Origin of the sequence: Methylobacterium sp. 17Sr1-1, from assembly GCF_003173775.1 — a bacterium.
Lineage (GTDB): Bacteria > Pseudomonadota > Alphaproteobacteria > Rhizobiales > Beijerinckiaceae > Methylobacterium.
Genome location: NZ_CP029552.1, coordinates 4,654,755 through 4,670,473, shown reverse-complemented (window position 1 = coordinate 4,670,473; position 15,719 = coordinate 4,654,755). Strand labels below are relative to the sequence as shown.

Annotated in this window: 15 protein-coding genes; 10 read left to right on the top strand and 5 right to left on the bottom strand. The window is 72.7% G+C overall.

Features of this window, described 5'->3' with window-relative positions; genetic code table 11:
• Positions 1 to 3: 3 nt before the first annotated feature.
• Together DK412_RS21150 and DK412_RS21145 are read right to left on the bottom strand one after the other, a co-directional pair.
• The gene (locus tag DK412_RS21150; RefSeq protein WP_109973566.1) at positions 4 to 624 is read right to left on the bottom strand and encodes a Maf family nucleotide pyrophosphatase; all 621 of its coding nucleotides are present in this window, start codon (positions 622 to 624) and stop codon (positions 4 to 6) included.
• A 4-nt stretch (positions 625 to 628) separates the two neighbouring features.
• Positions 629 to 1,459 carry a pyruvate, water dikinase regulatory protein gene (locus DK412_RS21145; RefSeq protein WP_093568700.1) on the bottom strand — a complete coding sequence of 277 codons (831 nt, stop codon included), beginning with the start codon at positions 1,457 to 1,459 and terminating at the stop codon, positions 629 to 631.
• A 628-nt stretch (positions 1,460 to 2,087) separates the two neighbouring features.
• On the opposite strand from DK412_RS21145, the gene hemE reads away from it, so the two are divergent.
• The 4 genes from hemE (at position 2,088) to DK412_RS21125 (ending at position 5,472) form a co-directional block, all read left to right on the top strand.
• Positions 2,088 to 3,176: a uroporphyrinogen decarboxylase gene (hemE, locus tag DK412_RS21140; RefSeq protein WP_109973565.1), complete on the top strand. Its 1,089-nt coding sequence runs from the start codon at positions 2,088 to 2,090 to the stop codon at positions 3,174 to 3,176.
• Between the two features lie 270 nt (positions 3,177 to 3,446).
• Positions 3,447 to 3,821 carry a CopD family protein gene (locus DK412_RS21135; protein ID WP_245447790.1) on the top strand — a complete coding sequence of 125 codons (375 nt, stop codon included), beginning with the start codon at positions 3,447 to 3,449 and terminating at the stop codon, positions 3,819 to 3,821.
• A gap of 20 nt (positions 3,822 to 3,841) precedes the next feature.
• Complete coding sequence (locus DK412_RS21130) at positions 3,842 to 4,705, top strand: alpha/beta hydrolase (protein ID WP_109975406.1); 864 nt, start codon at positions 3,842 to 3,844, stop codon at positions 4,703 to 4,705.
• Positions 4,702 to 5,472: a phosphatase PAP2 family protein gene (locus DK412_RS21125; RefSeq protein WP_245447151.1), complete on the top strand. Its 771-nt coding sequence runs from the start codon at positions 4,702 to 4,704 to the stop codon at positions 5,470 to 5,472. The genes DK412_RS21130 and DK412_RS21125 overlap by 4 nt, the downstream gene beginning before the upstream one ends.
• 523 nt (positions 5,473 to 5,995) lie before the next feature.
• On the opposite strand, the gene DK412_RS21120 is transcribed toward DK412_RS21125, so the two are convergent.
• Positions 5,996 to 6,736 carry a TerC family protein gene (locus tag DK412_RS21120; protein WP_109973562.1) on the bottom strand — a complete coding sequence of 247 codons (741 nt, stop codon included), beginning with the start codon at positions 6,734 to 6,736 and terminating at the stop codon, positions 5,996 to 5,998.
• A 116-nt stretch (positions 6,737 to 6,852) separates the two neighbouring features.
• Positions 6,853 to 7,779, bottom strand: a complete 927-nt coding sequence (locus tag DK412_RS21115; RefSeq protein WP_109973561.1) for a lipid kinase — start codon at positions 7,777 to 7,779, stop codon at positions 6,853 to 6,855.
• Positions 7,780 to 8,177: 398 nt separating this feature from the next.
• Between DK412_RS21115 and DK412_RS21110 the strand changes: the two genes are divergently transcribed.
• Both DK412_RS21110 and DK412_RS21105 read left to right on the top strand, forming a co-directional pair.
• Complete coding sequence (locus DK412_RS21110) at positions 8,178 to 8,990, top strand: hypothetical protein (protein ID WP_109973560.1); 813 nt, start codon at positions 8,178 to 8,180, stop codon at positions 8,988 to 8,990.
• Between the two features lie 249 nt (positions 8,991 to 9,239).
• Positions 9,240 to 10,394, top strand: coding sequence for a hypothetical protein (locus tag DK412_RS21105; RefSeq protein ID WP_109973559.1), 1,155 nt, complete (start codon positions 9,240 to 9,242; stop codon positions 10,392 to 10,394).
• A 393-nt stretch (positions 10,395 to 10,787) separates the two neighbouring features.
• On the opposite strand, the gene DK412_RS21100 is transcribed toward DK412_RS21105, so the two are convergent.
• Positions 10,788 to 13,643, bottom strand: coding sequence for a phosphoenolpyruvate carboxylase (locus tag DK412_RS21100; RefSeq protein WP_109973558.1), 2,856 nt, complete (start codon positions 13,641 to 13,643; stop codon positions 10,788 to 10,790).
• Positions 13,644 to 13,934: 291 nt separating this feature from the next.
• Between DK412_RS21100 and DK412_RS21095 the strand changes: the two genes are divergently transcribed.
• The 4 genes from DK412_RS21095 to DK412_RS21080 all read left to right on the top strand — a co-directional run bounded on the left by DK412_RS21095 (position 13,935) and on the right by DK412_RS21080 (position 15,675).
• On the top strand, positions 13,935 to 14,132 hold the full coding sequence (locus tag DK412_RS21095) for a hypothetical protein (protein ID WP_109973557.1): 198 nt from the start codon (positions 13,935 to 13,937) through the stop codon (positions 14,130 to 14,132).
• Between the two features lie 108 nt (positions 14,133 to 14,240).
• Positions 14,241 to 14,615 (top strand): hypothetical protein, encoded by a 375-nt coding sequence (locus tag DK412_RS21090; RefSeq protein ID WP_162596266.1) that lies wholly within the window; start codon positions 14,241 to 14,243, stop codon positions 14,613 to 14,615.
• Positions 14,612 to 15,313: a hypothetical protein gene (locus tag DK412_RS21085; RefSeq protein WP_109973555.1), complete on the top strand. Its 702-nt coding sequence runs from the start codon at positions 14,612 to 14,614 to the stop codon at positions 15,311 to 15,313. The genes DK412_RS21090 and DK412_RS21085 overlap by 4 nt, the downstream gene beginning before the upstream one ends.
• A 101-nt stretch (positions 15,314 to 15,414) precedes the next feature.
• The gene (locus DK412_RS21080; protein WP_109973554.1) at positions 15,415 to 15,675 is read left to right on the top strand and encodes a hypothetical protein; all 261 of its coding nucleotides are present in this window, start codon (positions 15,415 to 15,417) and stop codon (positions 15,673 to 15,675) included.
• The last annotated feature ends 44 nt before the right edge of the window (positions 15,676 to 15,719 follow it).

Genomic DNA, 15,719 nt, shown 5'->3' with positions numbered 1-15,719 from the left:
GTCTCAGAACGCCAGCAGGCCCCGCGCCCGCAACCGCGCGAGCAGGGGCAGGAGCGGCAGGCCCAGGATGGTCGAGTGGTCGCCCTCGATGCGGTCGAACAGGTGGATGCCGACGCCCTCGAGCTGGTAGGCGCCGACGCTGCCGGTGACCGCCGGCCCGGCCGCGTCGAGGTAAGCGGCGATTCCCGCCTCGTCGAGCGGCCGCATCGTCAGCCGCGCGGTGACGACGAAACGATCGGCCACCGCGCCGCCGACCGCGAGCGCCACGGCGGAATGGAGCGCGTGGGTGCGCCCCTGCAACCGCGCGAGGTGAGCGGCGGCGCCGGCCCGGTCGGCGGGCTTGTGAAAGACGGTGCCGTCGAGGTCGAGCACCTGGTCGGCCCCGATCACCACCCGGTCGGGTGCTCGTGCGGCGACCGCACCCGCCTTGGCGGCGGCCAGGCGCTCGGCGAGGTTCTGGGGCGACAGGCCGGCGGCCTCCGCCTCGACGGCGCGCTCGTCGACGCCCGGCGCCCGCGTCTCCACGGTCAGCCCGGCGGAACCGAGGAGCATGCGCCGCGTCGGGCTGGTCGAGGCGAGGAGGAGCGGCTCAGGGTCGCGCCAGAGAGAGGAGGTCTGCGGCATCGGTCTAGTCGGCGATGAACTTGAGCCGGTGCTCGCGGTGGAGGTCGACGATCGCCGCCGCCGTCTCCTCGATCGAGCGCCGGGTCACGTCGATCACCGGCCAGCGGTTGCGGGCGAAGAGCCGGCGCGAGGTCGCGATCTCGTTCGCCACCGAGTCGCGGTCGACGTAGGACGAGGAATCGTCGGCCTTGAGGCTGAGCAGGCGGTTCTGGCGGATCTGCACGATCCGCTCCGGCGAGGCGATCAGCCCGACGATGAGCGGCTGGCGCAGGGTCTCCAGGATCGCCGGCGGCGGCACGCCGGGGATCAGCGGGATGTTGGTGGTCTTCAGGCCGCGATTGGCGAGGTAGATCGCCGTCGGCGTCTTCGAGGTGCGGCTCACCCCGAGCAGGATCACGTCCGCCTCGTTGAGGTCGTGCGGCAGGTTGCCGTCGTCGTGGGCGAGCGTGAAGTTCATCGCGTCGATGCGCTTGAAGTACTCCGCGTTCAGCATGTGCTGCGCGCCCGGCCGGGCCGTGGAGTGGGTGCCGAGATAGGATTGCAGCAGCTGGTGCACCGGCTCCAGCACCGAGAGCAGCGGCGAGCCGGTGGCCCGGCAGGCCTCCTCCAGCCGCTCGGTCAGCTCGCGCCCGACCAGGGTGTAGAGCACGATGCCGGGCGCCTGCTCGATCTCGTTGATCACCCGTTCGAGCTGGGTGCCGGAGCGCACGAGGGGATAGACGTGCTCGATCGCCGAGACCCCCTCGTACTGGGCCGCCGCCGCGCGGCCGACGTTGATCAGGGTCTCGCCGGTGGAATCCGACACGAGGTGGAGGTGGAAGTAGCTGCGGACCACGCGGGCTCCCCGGGCTCGCCGCGGGTGCGGCGGTCGCTCAAGCATTTCTTCGACGAAGCGGATCCCGGTTCGTCGAGAGAAAATGCAGCACAATCAAAGACCTGGAGCGATACTCGATCGCCAGGCGATCGCGCGTCGCACCACACCCGGCCTGTCGTCCACCGATCGGCCGCGCGGAGTCGATGAGTGTGGATAATGCGCCGACGAAGCGAGGTCCAGGCGGGAGGCCTGTGGGTTAACGGCCTCGCGCCTCAACAGGCCGGCCGTTAACACTCGTGGCGGACCGCCCGTGGGAGAATCCGGGACGTGGGACGCCTGAGTCGAGCCGGACGGGACCTAAGCCCCTCGCGACTCTTCCGATCCTTCGACAATGGAGCAAATCTGTTAAAGGCCTCTTAACGTACCGGCGGTGGGGACGGGCTGTGGACGGGGCTGGAGCCCCGCGACGCCTGCCCCCAATAGAAAAAACAGATTCCTAGAATCTCTCTTTTCTTTTCAGAGGCCTGGCTGGGGACGGGTTTCGTCGCGGGTCGCGACGACGCGCCGGGCTGGCGCGGGCGCGCGGTTCTCGGCATAGGGAAGCGGGCCGCCGGTGTGGCGGTCCTAAGGTTTTCGGGGGGCTTGAGGCATGGGCGGGACCGCGGGAGCCGGACGGACAGGCGCGGAGCGGCCGCTCCTGCGGGTGCTGAACGGCGAGGCCTTGTCGCCGCCGCCGGCCTGGATGATGCGTCAGGCCGGGCGCTACCTGCCGGAATACCGGGCGGTGCGGGCCGAGGCCGGCTCCTTCCTCGACCTCTGCTACAACCCCGACTTCGCCACCGAGGTCACCCTGCAGCCGATCCGCCGCTTCGGCTTCGAGGCGGCGATCCTCTTCTCCGACATCCTGGTGGTGCCCCATGCGCTCGGCCAGGACGTGCGCTTCGTGGAAGGGGAGGGGCCCCGCCTCGACCCGCTCGCCGGCCGCCCCGAATTCGACGCGCTGATCGAGGCGGGCGACCCGCGGGTGATGCGCCACCTCAACCCCGTCTTCGAGACCGTCTCGCGCCTGCGGGCGGAGCTGCCGGCCGAGACGACCCTGCTCGGCTTTTGCGGCGCCCCCTGGACCGTGGCGAGCTACATGATCGGCGGGCGCGGCACGCCGGACTTAGGCCCCGCCCGGGCGCTCGCCGCCCGCGACCCCGCCCTCCTCGACGCCCTGATCGACCGGCTCGTCACGGTCTCGACCGAGTACCTGGTGCGCCAGTTCGAGGCCGGCGCCGACGCGGTGCAGATCTTCGAGAGCCATGCCGGCAGCCTGCCGGACGTGCCGGCGGGTGAGGCCGGCGACGCGCTGGCGCGCTGGAGCTTTGGGCCGATCGCCCGGATCGTGTCGGGCATCCGCGCCCGGGTGCCGGGCGCCAAGGTCATCGTCTTCGCCCGCGGCTCGGGCCTCGACGGCCACGCCCGGGTGGCGGCGGAGACCGGTGCCGACGCGATCGGGGTCGACTGGGCGGTGGATCTCAAGGCTCTGCGCGCCCGCCTGCCGGCCTCGGCGGTCACGCAGGGCAACCTCCACCCCGAGACCCTGATCGAGGGCGGCGCAGGCCTCGACGCCGCCGTGGACGCGATCCGCGAGGCCACCGCCGGCACGCCCCACATCTTCAACCTCGGCCACGGCATCACCCCGCAGACGCCGATCGCGCATGTCGAGCGGATGCTGGCGCGGCTGCGGGGGTGAGGGGTGGAGGCATCGCACCACGCACGCTCCTGCTCTCTCCCAGCCGCGACCTCATCCTGAGGTGCCGGAGCGAAGCGGGGGCCTCGAAGGACGCCTCCAGATATCGCGGTGATTGCTGGAGCCCTCCTTCGAGGCTCGCTTCGCTCGCACCTCAGGATGAGGTCGCGGGTGGGATGATCTGAATTAAGCGATCGACCCTCCTCCGACAGGAACAATCCCACCGTGTATCTCTGGATCAAGGCCGCCCACGTCATCTCGCTCATCGCCTGGATGGCGGCGATGCTCTACCTGCCGCGGCTGTTCGTCTATCACGCCGCTTTGCCGGCGGGCTCGGCCACGGCTGAGACCTTCAAGGTGATGGAGCGGCGCCTCGCCAAGGCGATCATGCTGCCGGGGATGATCGCCACCTGGATCTTCGGCATCGCCCTCGCCGTGATGAGCGGCGCCTATACGCAGGGCTGGCTCCACGCCAAGGTCGCCCTGGTTCTGGCGATGAGCGGCATCCACGGCTGGCTGTCGCGGATGGTCAAGGACTTCGCCGCCGACCGGAACACCCGCAGCCCGAAATTCTACCGGGTGCTCAACGAGGTGCCGACGCTCCTGATGATCGCCATCGTGATCCTGGTGGTCGTCAAGCCGTTCTGAGGGGGCGCATCATGGCGGGCATCGAGACGCAGACCCTCTCCCTCACCCTGGCCGGACGCTCGTTCAGCCTGCCGGCCGACCGGATCGGCGACGGGCCGCCGGCGTTGCTGCTGCCGGCCCTGTCCTCGATCTCCACCCGCGAGGAGATGCGGCCCCTGGCGACGCGGCTCGCCGCCCGCCACCGCTGCCTGGTGCCGGACTGGCCCGGCTTCGGCGCGCAGCCCCGGGCCCGGGTGGACCTCGCCCCCGGCACGCTGCACGCCTTCCTCGACGCCCTGCTGGCCGAGGCACCCGGGCCCTACGCCCTCGGGGTCGCGGCGGGCCACGCTGCCGGCTACCTCGTCGCCGCGGCGGCGCGGCACCCGAAGGCCTTCGCGCGCCTCGTCCTGGTGGCGCCGACCTGGCGCGGGCCGCTGCCGACCGCGATGGGCGAGGAGCGCCGGCCGCTCTTCGCCAGGCTGAGACGCGCGGTCGAGGCGCCGCTCCTCGGCAACCTGCTCTACCGGCTGAACGTCAGCACCCCGGTCGTGTCGCGGATGATGCAGGCCCACGTCTACGCCGATCCGGCCCGGGTCACCCCGGCCCTGCTCGCCGAGAAGCGGCGGGTGACGCACCAGCCGCGCGCCCGCTTCGGCACCGCCGCCTTCGTCACCGGCGGCCTCGACCCGGTCCGGACCCGCGAGGACTTCTTCGCCCTGTTCGGCCCGGGCCTGCCGCCGGTGACGATGCTGCAGCCCAAGGGCGCGCCGCGCCGCTCCGGCGCCGAGATGACGGCGCTGGCCGAGAGCGGCCGGGTGCGCCGGGTGGCGGTCCCGGGGGCGCTCTCCGCCCACGAGGAATGCCCCGAGGCGGTCGCGGCCGCGATCCTCGCGGCAGAGGCGTGAGGCGGTTGCGGGCGCCGCTCGTCCTTGCCCTGGCGCTCGCCGCGGGCACGGCGGCGGCCGAGCCGGCGCCCCGGCCCTACCTGAAGGACGGCGCCCTCGACGCGGGGGCGATCCTGCCTCCGCCGCCCAAACCCGGCAGCGCCGGGCACGCCTCCGACGCCGCGACCTACGCGGCGACCCGGGCGCTCGCCGGCTCGCCGCGCTGGTATCTCGCCACGTCCGACGTCCCCTCCGGCGTCGGCGCCCTCCTCGACGATTTCTCCTGCGCCGCCGGCCGGCGGCTCGATCCCGCCGGCCTGCCGGCCCTCGCCGCACTCCTCGCCCGCGCCCGCCGCGACGTGGTGGCGCAGGTGCGCGACGCCAAGGCGCGCTTCGCCCGTCCCCGGCCGCATCTCGGCAACGACGCTCCCCTCTGCGTCGACCGCAGCGAGGCCCTGGACCGGAGCTTCGCCTATCCCTCCGGCCACGCCACCGAGGGCTGGACCTTCGGCCTCGTCCTCGCCGCCCTGATGCCGGAGCGCGCCGCGCCGCTCCTCGCCCGCGCCCGGATCTACGGCGAGAGCCGGACCGTCTGCGGGGTGCACTGGGCGAGCGACGTCGAGGCGGGACGGATGACCGGCAGCGCCCTGTTCGCCGCCCTCGTCGGCGATCCCGCCTTCCGGGCCGACCTCGACCGCGCCCGGGACGAGCTCGCCACCGCACCCGTCGGGCCGGCGCCTGAGCCGGCGGCCTGCGCCCGCGAGGCGGCGGCGGTATCCACGCCTTAGCTCGAGGCGGGTCGCCGAGCTGCGGGGCCGGCGCACCGGCGTCGTGGCGGACGATGCGCCGGGATGTGCTTCCGGATCAATCCGGGGTGGGGTGGCGTTCGGTCGAAGGCCGAGTCGGTTCGAAGAGACGGATCGTGTCTCGCCAGCCACCGCCCTTTCCCCGACGCCTGAAGCGCCAGCGAAAGGAGATCCGGGATCCAGCAATTAGACTTCGCGAAGCGTCCTTGTGCCTGCAACGGTGCAGCATTCGGAGCCGCTTCGCGGCACTTCCTGTGCTGGATCCCGGATCTCCCTCCACTTCGTTCCAGTCGTCCGGGAAAGGGGAGGCGGTGGAAACGGACCATCTCCTCAACGGCTCCCGGCCACTCTCGAAGCGAGCCACGGTTGATCTTCGCGATATGCCAGTGTCGTGTACCGTGGGCTTGAGCATCGGACGTGTCTGACGACCCGGGCCCGCAAACGAAAGCAGCGCCCGCCCGCATCGCGACCGGGCGCTGCCCTCAGATCATCCGAACGACGGCCGTCACGCCGCCTTGCGCTTGGCCTGCCGCGCCCGCCGGCCGAGGATGTTGAGCACCTCGACGCCGGCCGAGAAGGCCATGGCGGTGTAGACGTAGCCCTTCGGCACGTGGGCCCCGAACCCTTCGGCGATCAGCGTCATGCCGATCATGATCAGGAAGCCCAAAGCCAGCATCACCACCGTCGGGTTGGCGGCGATGAAGCGCGACAGCGGATCGGCGGCGAGCAGCATCACCGTCACGGCCGCGAGCACCGCGATCACCATGATCGGCACGTGCTCGGTCATGCCGACCGCCGTGATGATGCTGTCGATCGAGAACACCAGGTCGAGGATCAGGATCTGGCCGATCGCCGCGGCGAAGCCGAGCGACGCCCCGCCGCCGGCCTTCTCCTGCGGGTCGGGATCGAGGCTGTGGTGGATCTCCTTGGTGGCCTTCCAGAGCAGGAACAGGCCGCCGGCGATCAGGATCATGTCGCGCCAGGACAGGCCCTTGCCGAAGATCTCGAAGACCGGCTGGGTCAGGTGGACGATGTAGGCGACCGTGCCGAGCAGCGCGAGGCGCAGGATCAGGGCGAGCCCGATGCCGATGCGCCGGGCTCGCGACTGCTGCTCGACCGGCAGCTTGTTGGTGATGATCGAGATGAAGATCAGGTTGTCGATGCCGAGCACGACCTCCATGACGACGAGAGTCGCGAGGGCGGCCCAGGCCGTCGGGTCGGCGGCGAGTTGGACAAGAGAGTCCATGGCGAGACGATCCTCTTAAGCAGATTTCGCAAAAGTGCTGGCCGGTTTTGCGATAAAAATCTGCAACAAAACAATGACCTGAGCAGACTAGTGTGGGCCTGCCGACGCTAGTCTGCTCAGGGGAAGATCGAGGGGCGGCCCGTCGAGGCCGGAGCCTGGAACGGGGGGGCGTGGACCTGGACGGCGTGTCGCAGCACCCGCACATGGGCCGGCGTGTAGGTCGTCAGCTCGCCGTCGGTGTTGACCGGGCGCGGCTTGCGGGTGCGCAGGATCACCTCGGTGGTCTGGAAGGCGCGCACGTCGGCGGCCTTGCCTTGCGTGCCCCGGCGCAGGGCCGGCAGCAGGGCGAGCAGCCGCCACCAATGGGCGACCTCCAGGCTGTAGAAGTTGAGCAGGCCGTCGTCGACGGTGGCGTTCTCCTCCACCGTCATGCCGCCGCCGTAGTGGCGGCCGTTGCCGACCGAGACCTGGATCGTGCGCACGGTCTCCACCGTGCCGTCATGCTCGATATAGACCGTGAACGGCCGCGCCCGGCGCAGCAGCCGGAACGCCGCGACGCCGTAGCCGATCGTGCCGAGGCGGCGCTTCAAGTCCGCCGTCAGCTCGCCGGCGAGATCGGCCGAGAAGCCGATGCTGGCGACGTTGAAGAAGTAGTGGCCGTTGACGCAGCCGAGATCGATCGGCCGGGCCGGCACGGTCGCGATCACCTCCGCCGCCTCGATCGGGTCGGCCGGCAGGCCAAGGCTGCGGGCGAGGTCGTTGGCGGTGCCGAGCGGCAGGATGCCGAGGGGCAGATGCGCTTCCGCGAGCGCCTGGGCGGCGGCGTTGAGGGTGCCGTCGCCGCCGCCCAGGATCACCATGTCGCAGGTGCTCGCATGGGCGTGGATCAGCGCCTTGCAGTCGGTCTCGCCCGGCGGCGGCTCCACCGGCTCGATGCCGCCGCGGCGCAGCACGCCCTTCACGGCATCGAGGTCGAGCCCGCCGTTGCGGGCCTTCTTGTTGACGACGAGCAGGGCCCGCCGTGCGGCGTCAGCGCCGGACATCGGCGCCTCCGGCGTGGATCGTCGGGACCGGGTTCGGCAGGAAGTGGATCGGAATGACGCGCAAGGCTGCGGGCCCTCCAGTGCGATCGTGCCGCGTCAGCACAAAGGCAGAGAAGGGGTCCGACATCGCGGTCGACGCCTCGAACCGCCAGAGGGGCCCGGACCCGGGGAGCCCTTGAGGTGGGGTCGCGGCCGCGCTTGGCAAGGGCTCCCCGCCCGGCAAGGGTTCCCCAAGGAGAGAATCGCCCCATCGGCGGCATCGCGGACCGGGCAAGGGGTGTGGGGAACGTGGGTAGCGGGGAGGGCGCCGGACCCGCAATGGAACCGTAACCGCGGCGACGAACGTTCACTTCCCTGCCGTCCTCGTCCGATCGTGCTCCTCCCCCGGGTGCCGCCCCATGCTCCGTCCGTTCCGGCTCAAGCCCTCCCGTCCGTCGGCCGTCCTCGCCGGCCTCGGCCTGACCGCCCTCCTGTCCCCGGCCGCCCTGGCGCAGGGCTGGGTCGATCCGCCCAACCGGGCAGCCCAGGCTCCGGCCGCAACGAGCCCTGCGCCGGCCCCCGCCCCCGCTTCGCCCGCGCCCAAATTCGCTCCGGGTCCCCGGGCCGAGGCGCCGAAGGCGCAGCCTTCCGCGCATCGCGCCCCGCGCCGGGTCGCCGAGGAGACGCAGAGGCCGGCTCGCAGCGGGATCCACGCCGCGACGGCGGCCCGCCGCGCCGCACGTCTCGCCCGGACCGAGCGCCCGCTCCCGGTCCAGATTCCCGCTCCCGCTCCGGTCGCCGTCTCGGACGGGCAGATGCGCGACTGGGCGGTGGCCTCGCAGCGCCTCGCCCGCGACTACCTGGCGTCGATCTCGGGGCCCAACGGCGCGGCCCTCGCGGCGGCGCCGGGCTTCTACGGCAGCCAGGTCGTCTTCCACGGCCGGTCGATGAGCGTCGCGAGCCTGATGTCCGAGAAGCGCCGCTTCGTGCAGCGCTGGCCCGAGCGGCGCTACCACCCGCGGTCGGATTCCCTGCGCACAGCCTGCAATGCCGGGCTCGCCGTGTGCCAGGTCCGCGCCACGGTCGATTTCTCGGCCTTCAGCCCCGATCGCGGCGTGCGCTCGCAGGGCACCGTCGACCTGGAACTGGCGGTGAGCCTGGCCGGGGCGCGCCCGGTCATCATCGCCGAGACCAGCCGGGTGGTGCGCCGCGACGCGGTGGCGAGTCGCTGAACGATGGCGCCCCGTGACACGATCTCCGGACGATTCCTTCCGGAGATCGTGTCACAACCTCGCGCGGCGCCCGAGCGAGTCCGATCTTTGCATCGCGAAAGCGATCCGACAGGATCGCCCGGAGCGATCCAGTCGGAGATCGTATGACAGGGCGCCCGTCGGGACCTAGATGAAGAGGGCGAGCGCCCGCCACGGGGCGGGCGGCTCGGGCAGACCCCGCGGCCGGGGGCGATGGGACACGATGCGGACATGACCTCGCGTGAGCAGTTGCAGGCGCTGATCCGGGCCGAGATCGACCGGCAACGCCCCGTCGCGGTGGCCCGTCGCACCCTCGAACTCCTGGTGGAATCCGCGATCCGCCGCTCCGACGCGCCGCCGGGTTATCAGGTCGTCGACCGGGACGGGAGCCCGCGCACCCGCAGCGTCGCCGGCGAGGCCGTTCCGCTGACGCTCGGCGACCTCGTCGACGAGTTGCGCCGCCAACATCCGACGATGTTCCAGCCGCCCGCCGCCCCGAGCCCGCCGGCAGGCGACGCGCCGCGGGACTGGATCGTGGTGAAGCCCGCCGCCGCTGCTTCCGAACCGCCCGCCCGTCCCACCCGCGCCTCGCGCTTGCAGGATGCGCTGAGCGGGCTTTCCGCACGCCTGCGCCCGCCGGCGCGGGAGCCGGAGGCCCCGGCCGCCGCGCCGGTTCCGGTGCCGCCGGTCCCGCCCGGCGAGGGGCTGAAACCCGGGCTCGCCCGGCCGCAGCCGCTGCCCGGCCGCGGCGCGTCCCGCCGCCCGCTCTACGCGGTTCTCGGAGGGCTCGCGGTGCTGGGCATCGGCTACGCCCTGCTCCGCGGCGGCGGGGAGCCGGCGCGCGAGGCTGCGATCGCGCAGGGAACTGCACAGGGGACCGGACAGGGCGCTGGTCGCAGCCGATCGGCCGAAACAAAACCGGTCGAGTCCAGACCGACGGAGACGAAGCCGACCGAGAGGAAAACCGCCGAGGCGAAGCCCGTGCCGGATTCGAGGATCCCGGAGTCGAAGGGCCCGGAGGCGAAGCGCGAGCCGGTCGAGACCGGAGCCCTGGTGCCGGAGGCCGCCGGCCCGGTCGCCGGCGTCGCCGAGGTGCTCGACACCGCGACCCTGCGGCTGGGCGGCCGGACCCTGCGCCTCTACGGCGTCGAGGCGGCCAGGGGCGCGCAGGCGAGCGACCTCACGGGCTATCTGGGCGGCCGTCCGGTGAACTGCCAGCCGAGCCCGGCGAAGACCGCCTGGATCTGCACCGTCGACGGGCACGACCTCTCCGAGGTGGTGCTCTACAACGGCGGCGGCCGCGCGACGCCCGAGGCGACGCCGGACCTCGTCGAGGCCGAGCGCCACGCGCGGACGGGCAAGCTCGGGATCTGGGCGAAGCCCTGACGTCGGGCTGCCGGACCCCGGTCTTCGCAGGAGGCCGGCTGTCGCAGGCGATACCGGCCCGACCCATGGGATTTCTGTGAGAGGGCGGCGGGCTGTTCAGCACAAGAAGAGGCGTGGGATCCCCTCTCCCGTTTGGGAGAGGGGTAGGGGCGATCGAAGATCGCGCAGGGTGGCTCGGTTTCCGCCATGACCCTGAACCGTCGAGCTGTGCAGCTCGAGGCTCAGCGATTTTCCTGAAGCCGAGCCACCCTCACCCCTGTCCCCTCTCCCAAACGGGAGAGGGGGACCCGCGTCGTTTCTTGTCCCGGACAGTCCGGCCGCGCGCGGGGAGAGGGGAAGCCCGCGCCACGTCTTTCCGTCGGAAGTTCCTCGACGGCCGGGACCTTCGCCCCGTCACCCGAATGCCCCGACCTCGTGCTGGATCATGCCGCTGATCTCGCGCACGAGGCCGAACAGGCGGCGGATCGGGGCGAACAGGGTGCGGTGCTCGGCCTCGTAGGTGCCGACCCCGCGCGGACCCGCCGGCTCGCCGAAATTGAGGCCGAGCGTCGGGTCCGGGGTCACCGGGAAGATGTCGTCGAGGAGCTTCAGGCAGCTCTCGACGTCGAGGCGCAGGATGCGCTCGATCAGGGCCTCGCGGGTGATGCCGTTCTGCGGCCGGAAGCCCGGGATGTGCACCGCCAGGAACCAGATCCGGTGGATCAGCGCGAGGCGCAACGCGTGCAGGAGCGCCAGCCGCGGCGTCATCCCGGGCAGGTCGGGCGCCACCGTGTGCAGCATCAGGTGGTCCTGCGTCAGCCGCCCGAACAGGCGGCGCAGGTGCGGCGCGAGGTTGAGCCGGTCGAGGGCCGCGGCGACCGCGACGATCTCCTCGCGCCGCCCGTCCCGGGTGGCGCGGCGCGCCCGCTCGAGCCAGACGGACGGGTCGAGGGTGTCGATATAGGCCCGCAGTACGTCGAGGTCGCCGACGGCGGTGGCTTCCTGCACCAGCCGGAAGGCGCGGGCGAAGCGCTCGGAGCGCTCGCGCATCTCGACGAACACGTCCGGCGCCCGGCCGGCGGCCCGCCCGACGCCGTGCAGGGAATTCGCCAGGAAGCCGAGCTGCTGCAGGATCGCGTTGTTGGGGATCGCCCGCATCTGGCGCGGATGGGTGATGGCGACGGGCCCGCCGCCGTCGGATTGCCGCGCGACCGGGCGCGAGCCGGTGCGGTCGATCAGGTTCGGCCCGAAGGTGCCGAGCAACGCCGCGTAGCCCGGATCGTCGACGAGCCGCTCCATGTCCTGGCGCACGCCGGTGAAGAATTCGGTGGCGAAGTCGGCCTCGGCATAGATCGGGTCCGGGGCCGGCTGGAGCCGGCTGTAGACGTGCTCGCCGATGCGCGCGACCGTGGCCTCGGCCAGGGCCTTCGTGCCGAACAAGAGGTAGCCGTCGCTGCCCTGGAAGCTCGATTCGAGGCTGGTGCGGATCCCGGCCTCGCGGTTGCGCCGGCGCGCGTGATCGGGGGCGAGATAGGCCAGGCGGTCGGCGAGGCTCGTCGGATGGGCGCCCCGCCCGATCGACTCGCCGTGGGTGTCGAAGATCACGAGCTCGATGTCGGTGAGGTCGTGGGCCGCCATCAGCTCGGTGATGCGGAAGCGCAGGCGCTCGATCCAGAAGGTGGCGGCGAGCTGGCCGACGTAGCGCCCCGAATCCGAGTAGCCGAACTGCACCACCAGGCGCCCGATGCGCTTGAGATAGGCGCGCCAGTGGGGCGAGCGCAGGGCGTCCTCGATCACGTGCACGCCCTGTTCCAGGGCCGAGGCGGTCTCGAACAGGGGCGTGATCTCGACCTTGTCGCCGATGCCGAAATGCTGGGCGAGCCAGAGCGCGGCCAGCAGCGTGTAGCCGGTCTCGGTCTCGGCGATCAGGAAGCGGACCGGGTGGGTGCCGTCGACGTGCTTGAGGATCTGGGCGATCGTCATCATCAGCCGGGCGGCCGAGGCCCGCTCGGCGGCCAGCGCCCCGAAATCCACCGGCACCGCCGCGACCGCGTCGAGGAGCGCGTTGATCGAGGCGAGGTGCGAGCGGCGCTGGGCCGGGTCGGTCGGGTCGCCCTCCTGGTCGAGCGCCCGGCGCACGGCGTTGTGGACCTGGCTGGCGTTGAGCCGGAAATGCGGCAGGCCGTTCTGGAGCCCGTGCGCGGCGACGCCCGCCCGCAGCACGCAGAGCTTCAGGCGCGCCTCGTCGTCGGCGGCCTGCGTCACCGCCCGGTCGAGCAGGGCGAGGAGGGGGCCGGCCGCGGTCTGAGCCCGGTCGCGCTCGATGATCAGCGCCAGGGCGAAGCGGTGCACCGCCTCGAGCGCCGGCTGCTCGCCGAGCTTCGGGGCCACCGCGAGCTGGCGCAGCACCGCCGCCCGCGCCTCCTCGGCGAGCCGCCGCGCGGGCTCCGCGGCCGGATCGTCGGGGAGCTGCGCCAGCACCCGGTCGAGCTGGGTGCGCTTCGATTCGAGCCGGTAGCGGAGGGTGTCCCACCAGCCGATATCGGTGCGCCCGTCGGTGTCGCAGCCGACCCAGGAGGCGATGACGACGGGCTTGGGGACGAGTTCGCTCCACTGGTCCGGCCAGCGCTCGCGGGCGGCGCGCAGCAGGGCCTCGTTCAGGCCGTCGAGGGCGGCGCGGCCGTGCTGGACCGCGTGCCGGGCCTGGTCGAACTCGTCGTTGAGGGTGATCACCGGGTCGGCCCGGGCCGAGAGCGCGGCGGCGGCGGCGACCGGCGCCTGACGTGCCGCCGGGTCGGGCTCGGAGGCCGCCTCGGCCAGGAGCCTCGCCACCGCCTTGGGCATGCCGAAGGTCGGGTGGGCGGTGAAGACGGCGGCAAAGCGCGTGCGCTCGACCCGGGTGCGGGCGGCCTCGAACTCCATCTCCGGATCGCCGAGGGCCGCCGCCGCCACGGCCTCGGTCGCGGCAGCGGAATCCGGCTCGGACCCGAGGCCGAGATAGGCCCGCAGCCGCGCCGCCCGGGCCTCCAGCGCCTGGGCGCGCAGGCCCACGAACAGGCCCGCGAGGTCGTCCTCGCCGATCTCGCCCCGGTCGAACAGCCGGCTGATCGCCAGCGCGACGGTCAGGACGGGATTGCGGAACGGGTCCTGGCTGGCCTGGCGGCGGGCCTCCTCGACCAAGCCGAGCAGGTCCGCCTCGAGGGTCGCGGCGGAGCGGGACTCGGAACCGTGGCGGTCGGAATCGGGGTCGGTACCTTGGTGCCTGTCCATCGGGTCGCTTCGTCCTGTGGCCGGACAACCGTCCGGATCGAGCGGCGCGCGGGCTCGCGCCTGGGTGGCGTGACGCAAGGAGCGTTCCGCGGGGCATATAGGCCGCTTCTCCCGCGCGGGCGCCCCGGATCCCGCGCGGTCGGGCGCGGATGGGGAGCCGCGCGGCCCTTGCGGCCGCGAAGACACAGCCCGGGCCGGAATCGTCCCCGGTGACGCCCGCGCAATGGTTAAGATTTTCTCAACGCCTCATACTGGCCGGCCCGAGGATGCCGGTTCGCGGAGCAACGCGCCATGATGTCGATCGGAGCTGCCCTGGATGCGGCCACCCCCTCCGTCGGAACCTCCCTGCCCGTCGGGCGGCTCGGCGCGCGCGCCCAGGTGCGGGCGATCCGCGAGGCCGAGGACGAGCCCGAGCCGTCGCCGGAGGAGGGCGCCCTGCTCGTCGCCGTCGAGGCGGGCCTGCGCGAGGCGGGCTACCTGCCGGCCTGACGAGGGAGGGCTTGTCCGAGCCGCGGGTGGACGACGCCGTCCTTGCATGCGCGATCGTCGCTGTGCGACCGGACAGGTCGCGGGAAATGCTCTAAGGCTGGCATCACGATGGAAATGATCGTGATTCTGGCTGCTGCGGCAGCCCTGGTGTTCGTCGGCTTGGTGCTCGTGTTCGCGCATGGCCGCGGCCGCCGTCCGCCCCTGCGGCTCCCGCACGAGCAGGAGCTCGAGGACCGGGGCGACGAGCTGTTTCGGGACTTCGACGAGGACCTCGCCGGCCTGCTCGAGGAGGCGGCGCGCCAGCCGGCGCCGTCGCGCGTCGACCCTGAGCGGTTGGAGGCGCCCGACGCGCCGAGGTCTCGCCCGCGCGGCGGCATGACCATCGACCACGACCCGGCGGAGCCCGGCCTGCCCGAGCCCGGCGACCGCGAGGTCGATCGCTATAAGTTCGATCCTTCCAAGCGCGACGGAGAGTCCCGGTGACGCGTGCCGCGGTGCAGGTCGTCCTTCTGGCCGCCTTCTCGGTCGTCCCTCTGAGCCTTCCCGCCCGTGCCGCGCCCGGTGACGCCGCGCCGGCCTGCCCGGCGCCGCAGGTGGCCGAGTTCGCGGGCCCCAAGGGGTTTCGACTGTTCGTCACCCGGCAGGGCACCATGACCTGGAGCAACCCGCTGCGGCCGCTCTCGCCCGAGACCGTGCAGGTGCTGCAGGTGGTGATCCGCAACAGGCTCGCGACCGCCTACGGCCCCGACCTGTCGGGCCTGCGCCGCGGGCCCTCGCCGGCCGCCCTGGAGGCGCAGAACGGCGCGACGATCCAGTGGACCGGCAGCCCGGACACCCTGCCGCCGACCCTGCGCATCCTCGCCGACGACGGCGGCCAGGTCCTGGCCGAGCTCGCTTTCCAGGCCTGCGGCGACGCCCCGAAGGTGGCGGAGCCGAAGGCGCCGAAGCCCGTCCCCACCGCCCGCAAGGGCGGTCCGAAGGCGAGACCCGAGAAGGCGGACGCCCCGAAGCCGGATGGTCCCCAAGCCGAGGGGGCCGATCCGGCCGCCGAGACGAAGGCGGCTCCCAAGGCGCCCCCGGCGCGGGCGGCGAAGCCGAAGCGCGAGAAGGCCGCGGCCCCCGACGGCGCCCCCGGGCGGACACCCGGCGGCCTCGTGCTGCCGCAGGGTGCGATTCCCTGAGGTTTCCCGCTTCCTCAACGGAAACACCGTGGCCGTTGCGGCGTTCGTCCGCCGGGCGACCGATCCTCCCACCCACGACCCGTTCTCGGAGACGTCTCGCGATGTACGATTCCTGGCTGCGCCTCGGCTTCGACACCGTCCGCCTCGGGCTCGAAGCCCAGACGGTCGTCGCCCTGCGGCTGGCCAAGCTCTCGCAAGGCGGCGCGGCGGCCCAGGCCGAGGCGCAGCGCATGGTGACGGAGAAGCTGGAGGCCGCGGCGGAGGCCGCGATGACGCTCGCCACCGGCGGCACGGCCGAGCGGGTGGTGCGGGACTATCGCCGCAAGGTCCGGGCCAACGCCCACCGGCTCAGCCGCGGCTGACGCGGCGACCCGCCGGATCGCGGATGGCCCGCGGGACGGGCGGA

Bases quoted from the DNA above. Each gene is read 5' to 3' on its own strand.
- DK412_RS21120 (WP_109973562.1), bottom strand. From the start codon at position 6,736: ATGGACTCTCTTGTCCAACTCGCCGCCGACCCGACGGCCTGGGCCGCC.
- DK412_RS21115 (WP_109973561.1), bottom strand. From the start codon at position 7,779: ATGTCCGGCGCTGACGCCGCACGGCGGGCCCTGCTCGTCGTCAACAAG.
- DK412_RS21090 (WP_162596266.1), top strand. From the start codon at position 14,241: ATGGAAATGATCGTGATTCTGGCTGCTGCGGCAGCCCTGGTGTTCGTC.
- DK412_RS21105 (WP_109973559.1), top strand. From the start codon at position 9,240: ATGACCTCGCGTGAGCAGTTGCAGGCGCTGATCCGGGCCGAGATCGAC.
- DK412_RS21135 (WP_245447790.1), top strand. From the start codon at position 3,447: ATGGCGGCGATGCTCTACCTGCCGCGGCTGTTCGTCTATCACGCCGCT.
- DK412_RS21095 (WP_109973557.1), top strand. From the start codon at position 13,935: ATGATGTCGATCGGAGCTGCCCTGGATGCGGCCACCCCCTCCGTCGGA.
- hemE (WP_109973565.1), top strand. From the start codon at position 2,088: ATGGGCGGGACCGCGGGAGCCGGACGGACAGGCGCGGAGCGGCCGCTC.
- DK412_RS21110 (WP_109973560.1), top strand. From the start codon at position 8,178: ATGCTCCGTCCGTTCCGGCTCAAGCCCTCCCGTCCGTCGGCCGTCCTC.
- DK412_RS21150 (WP_109973566.1), bottom strand. From the start codon at position 624: ATGCCGCAGACCTCCTCTCTCTGGCGCGACCCTGAGCCGCTCCTCCTC.
- DK412_RS21080 (WP_109973554.1), top strand. From the start codon at position 15,415: ATGTACGATTCCTGGCTGCGCCTCGGCTTCGACACCGTCCGCCTCGGG.
- DK412_RS21100 (WP_109973558.1), bottom strand. From the start codon at position 13,643: ATGGACAGGCACCAAGGTACCGACCCCGATTCCGACCGCCACGGTTCC.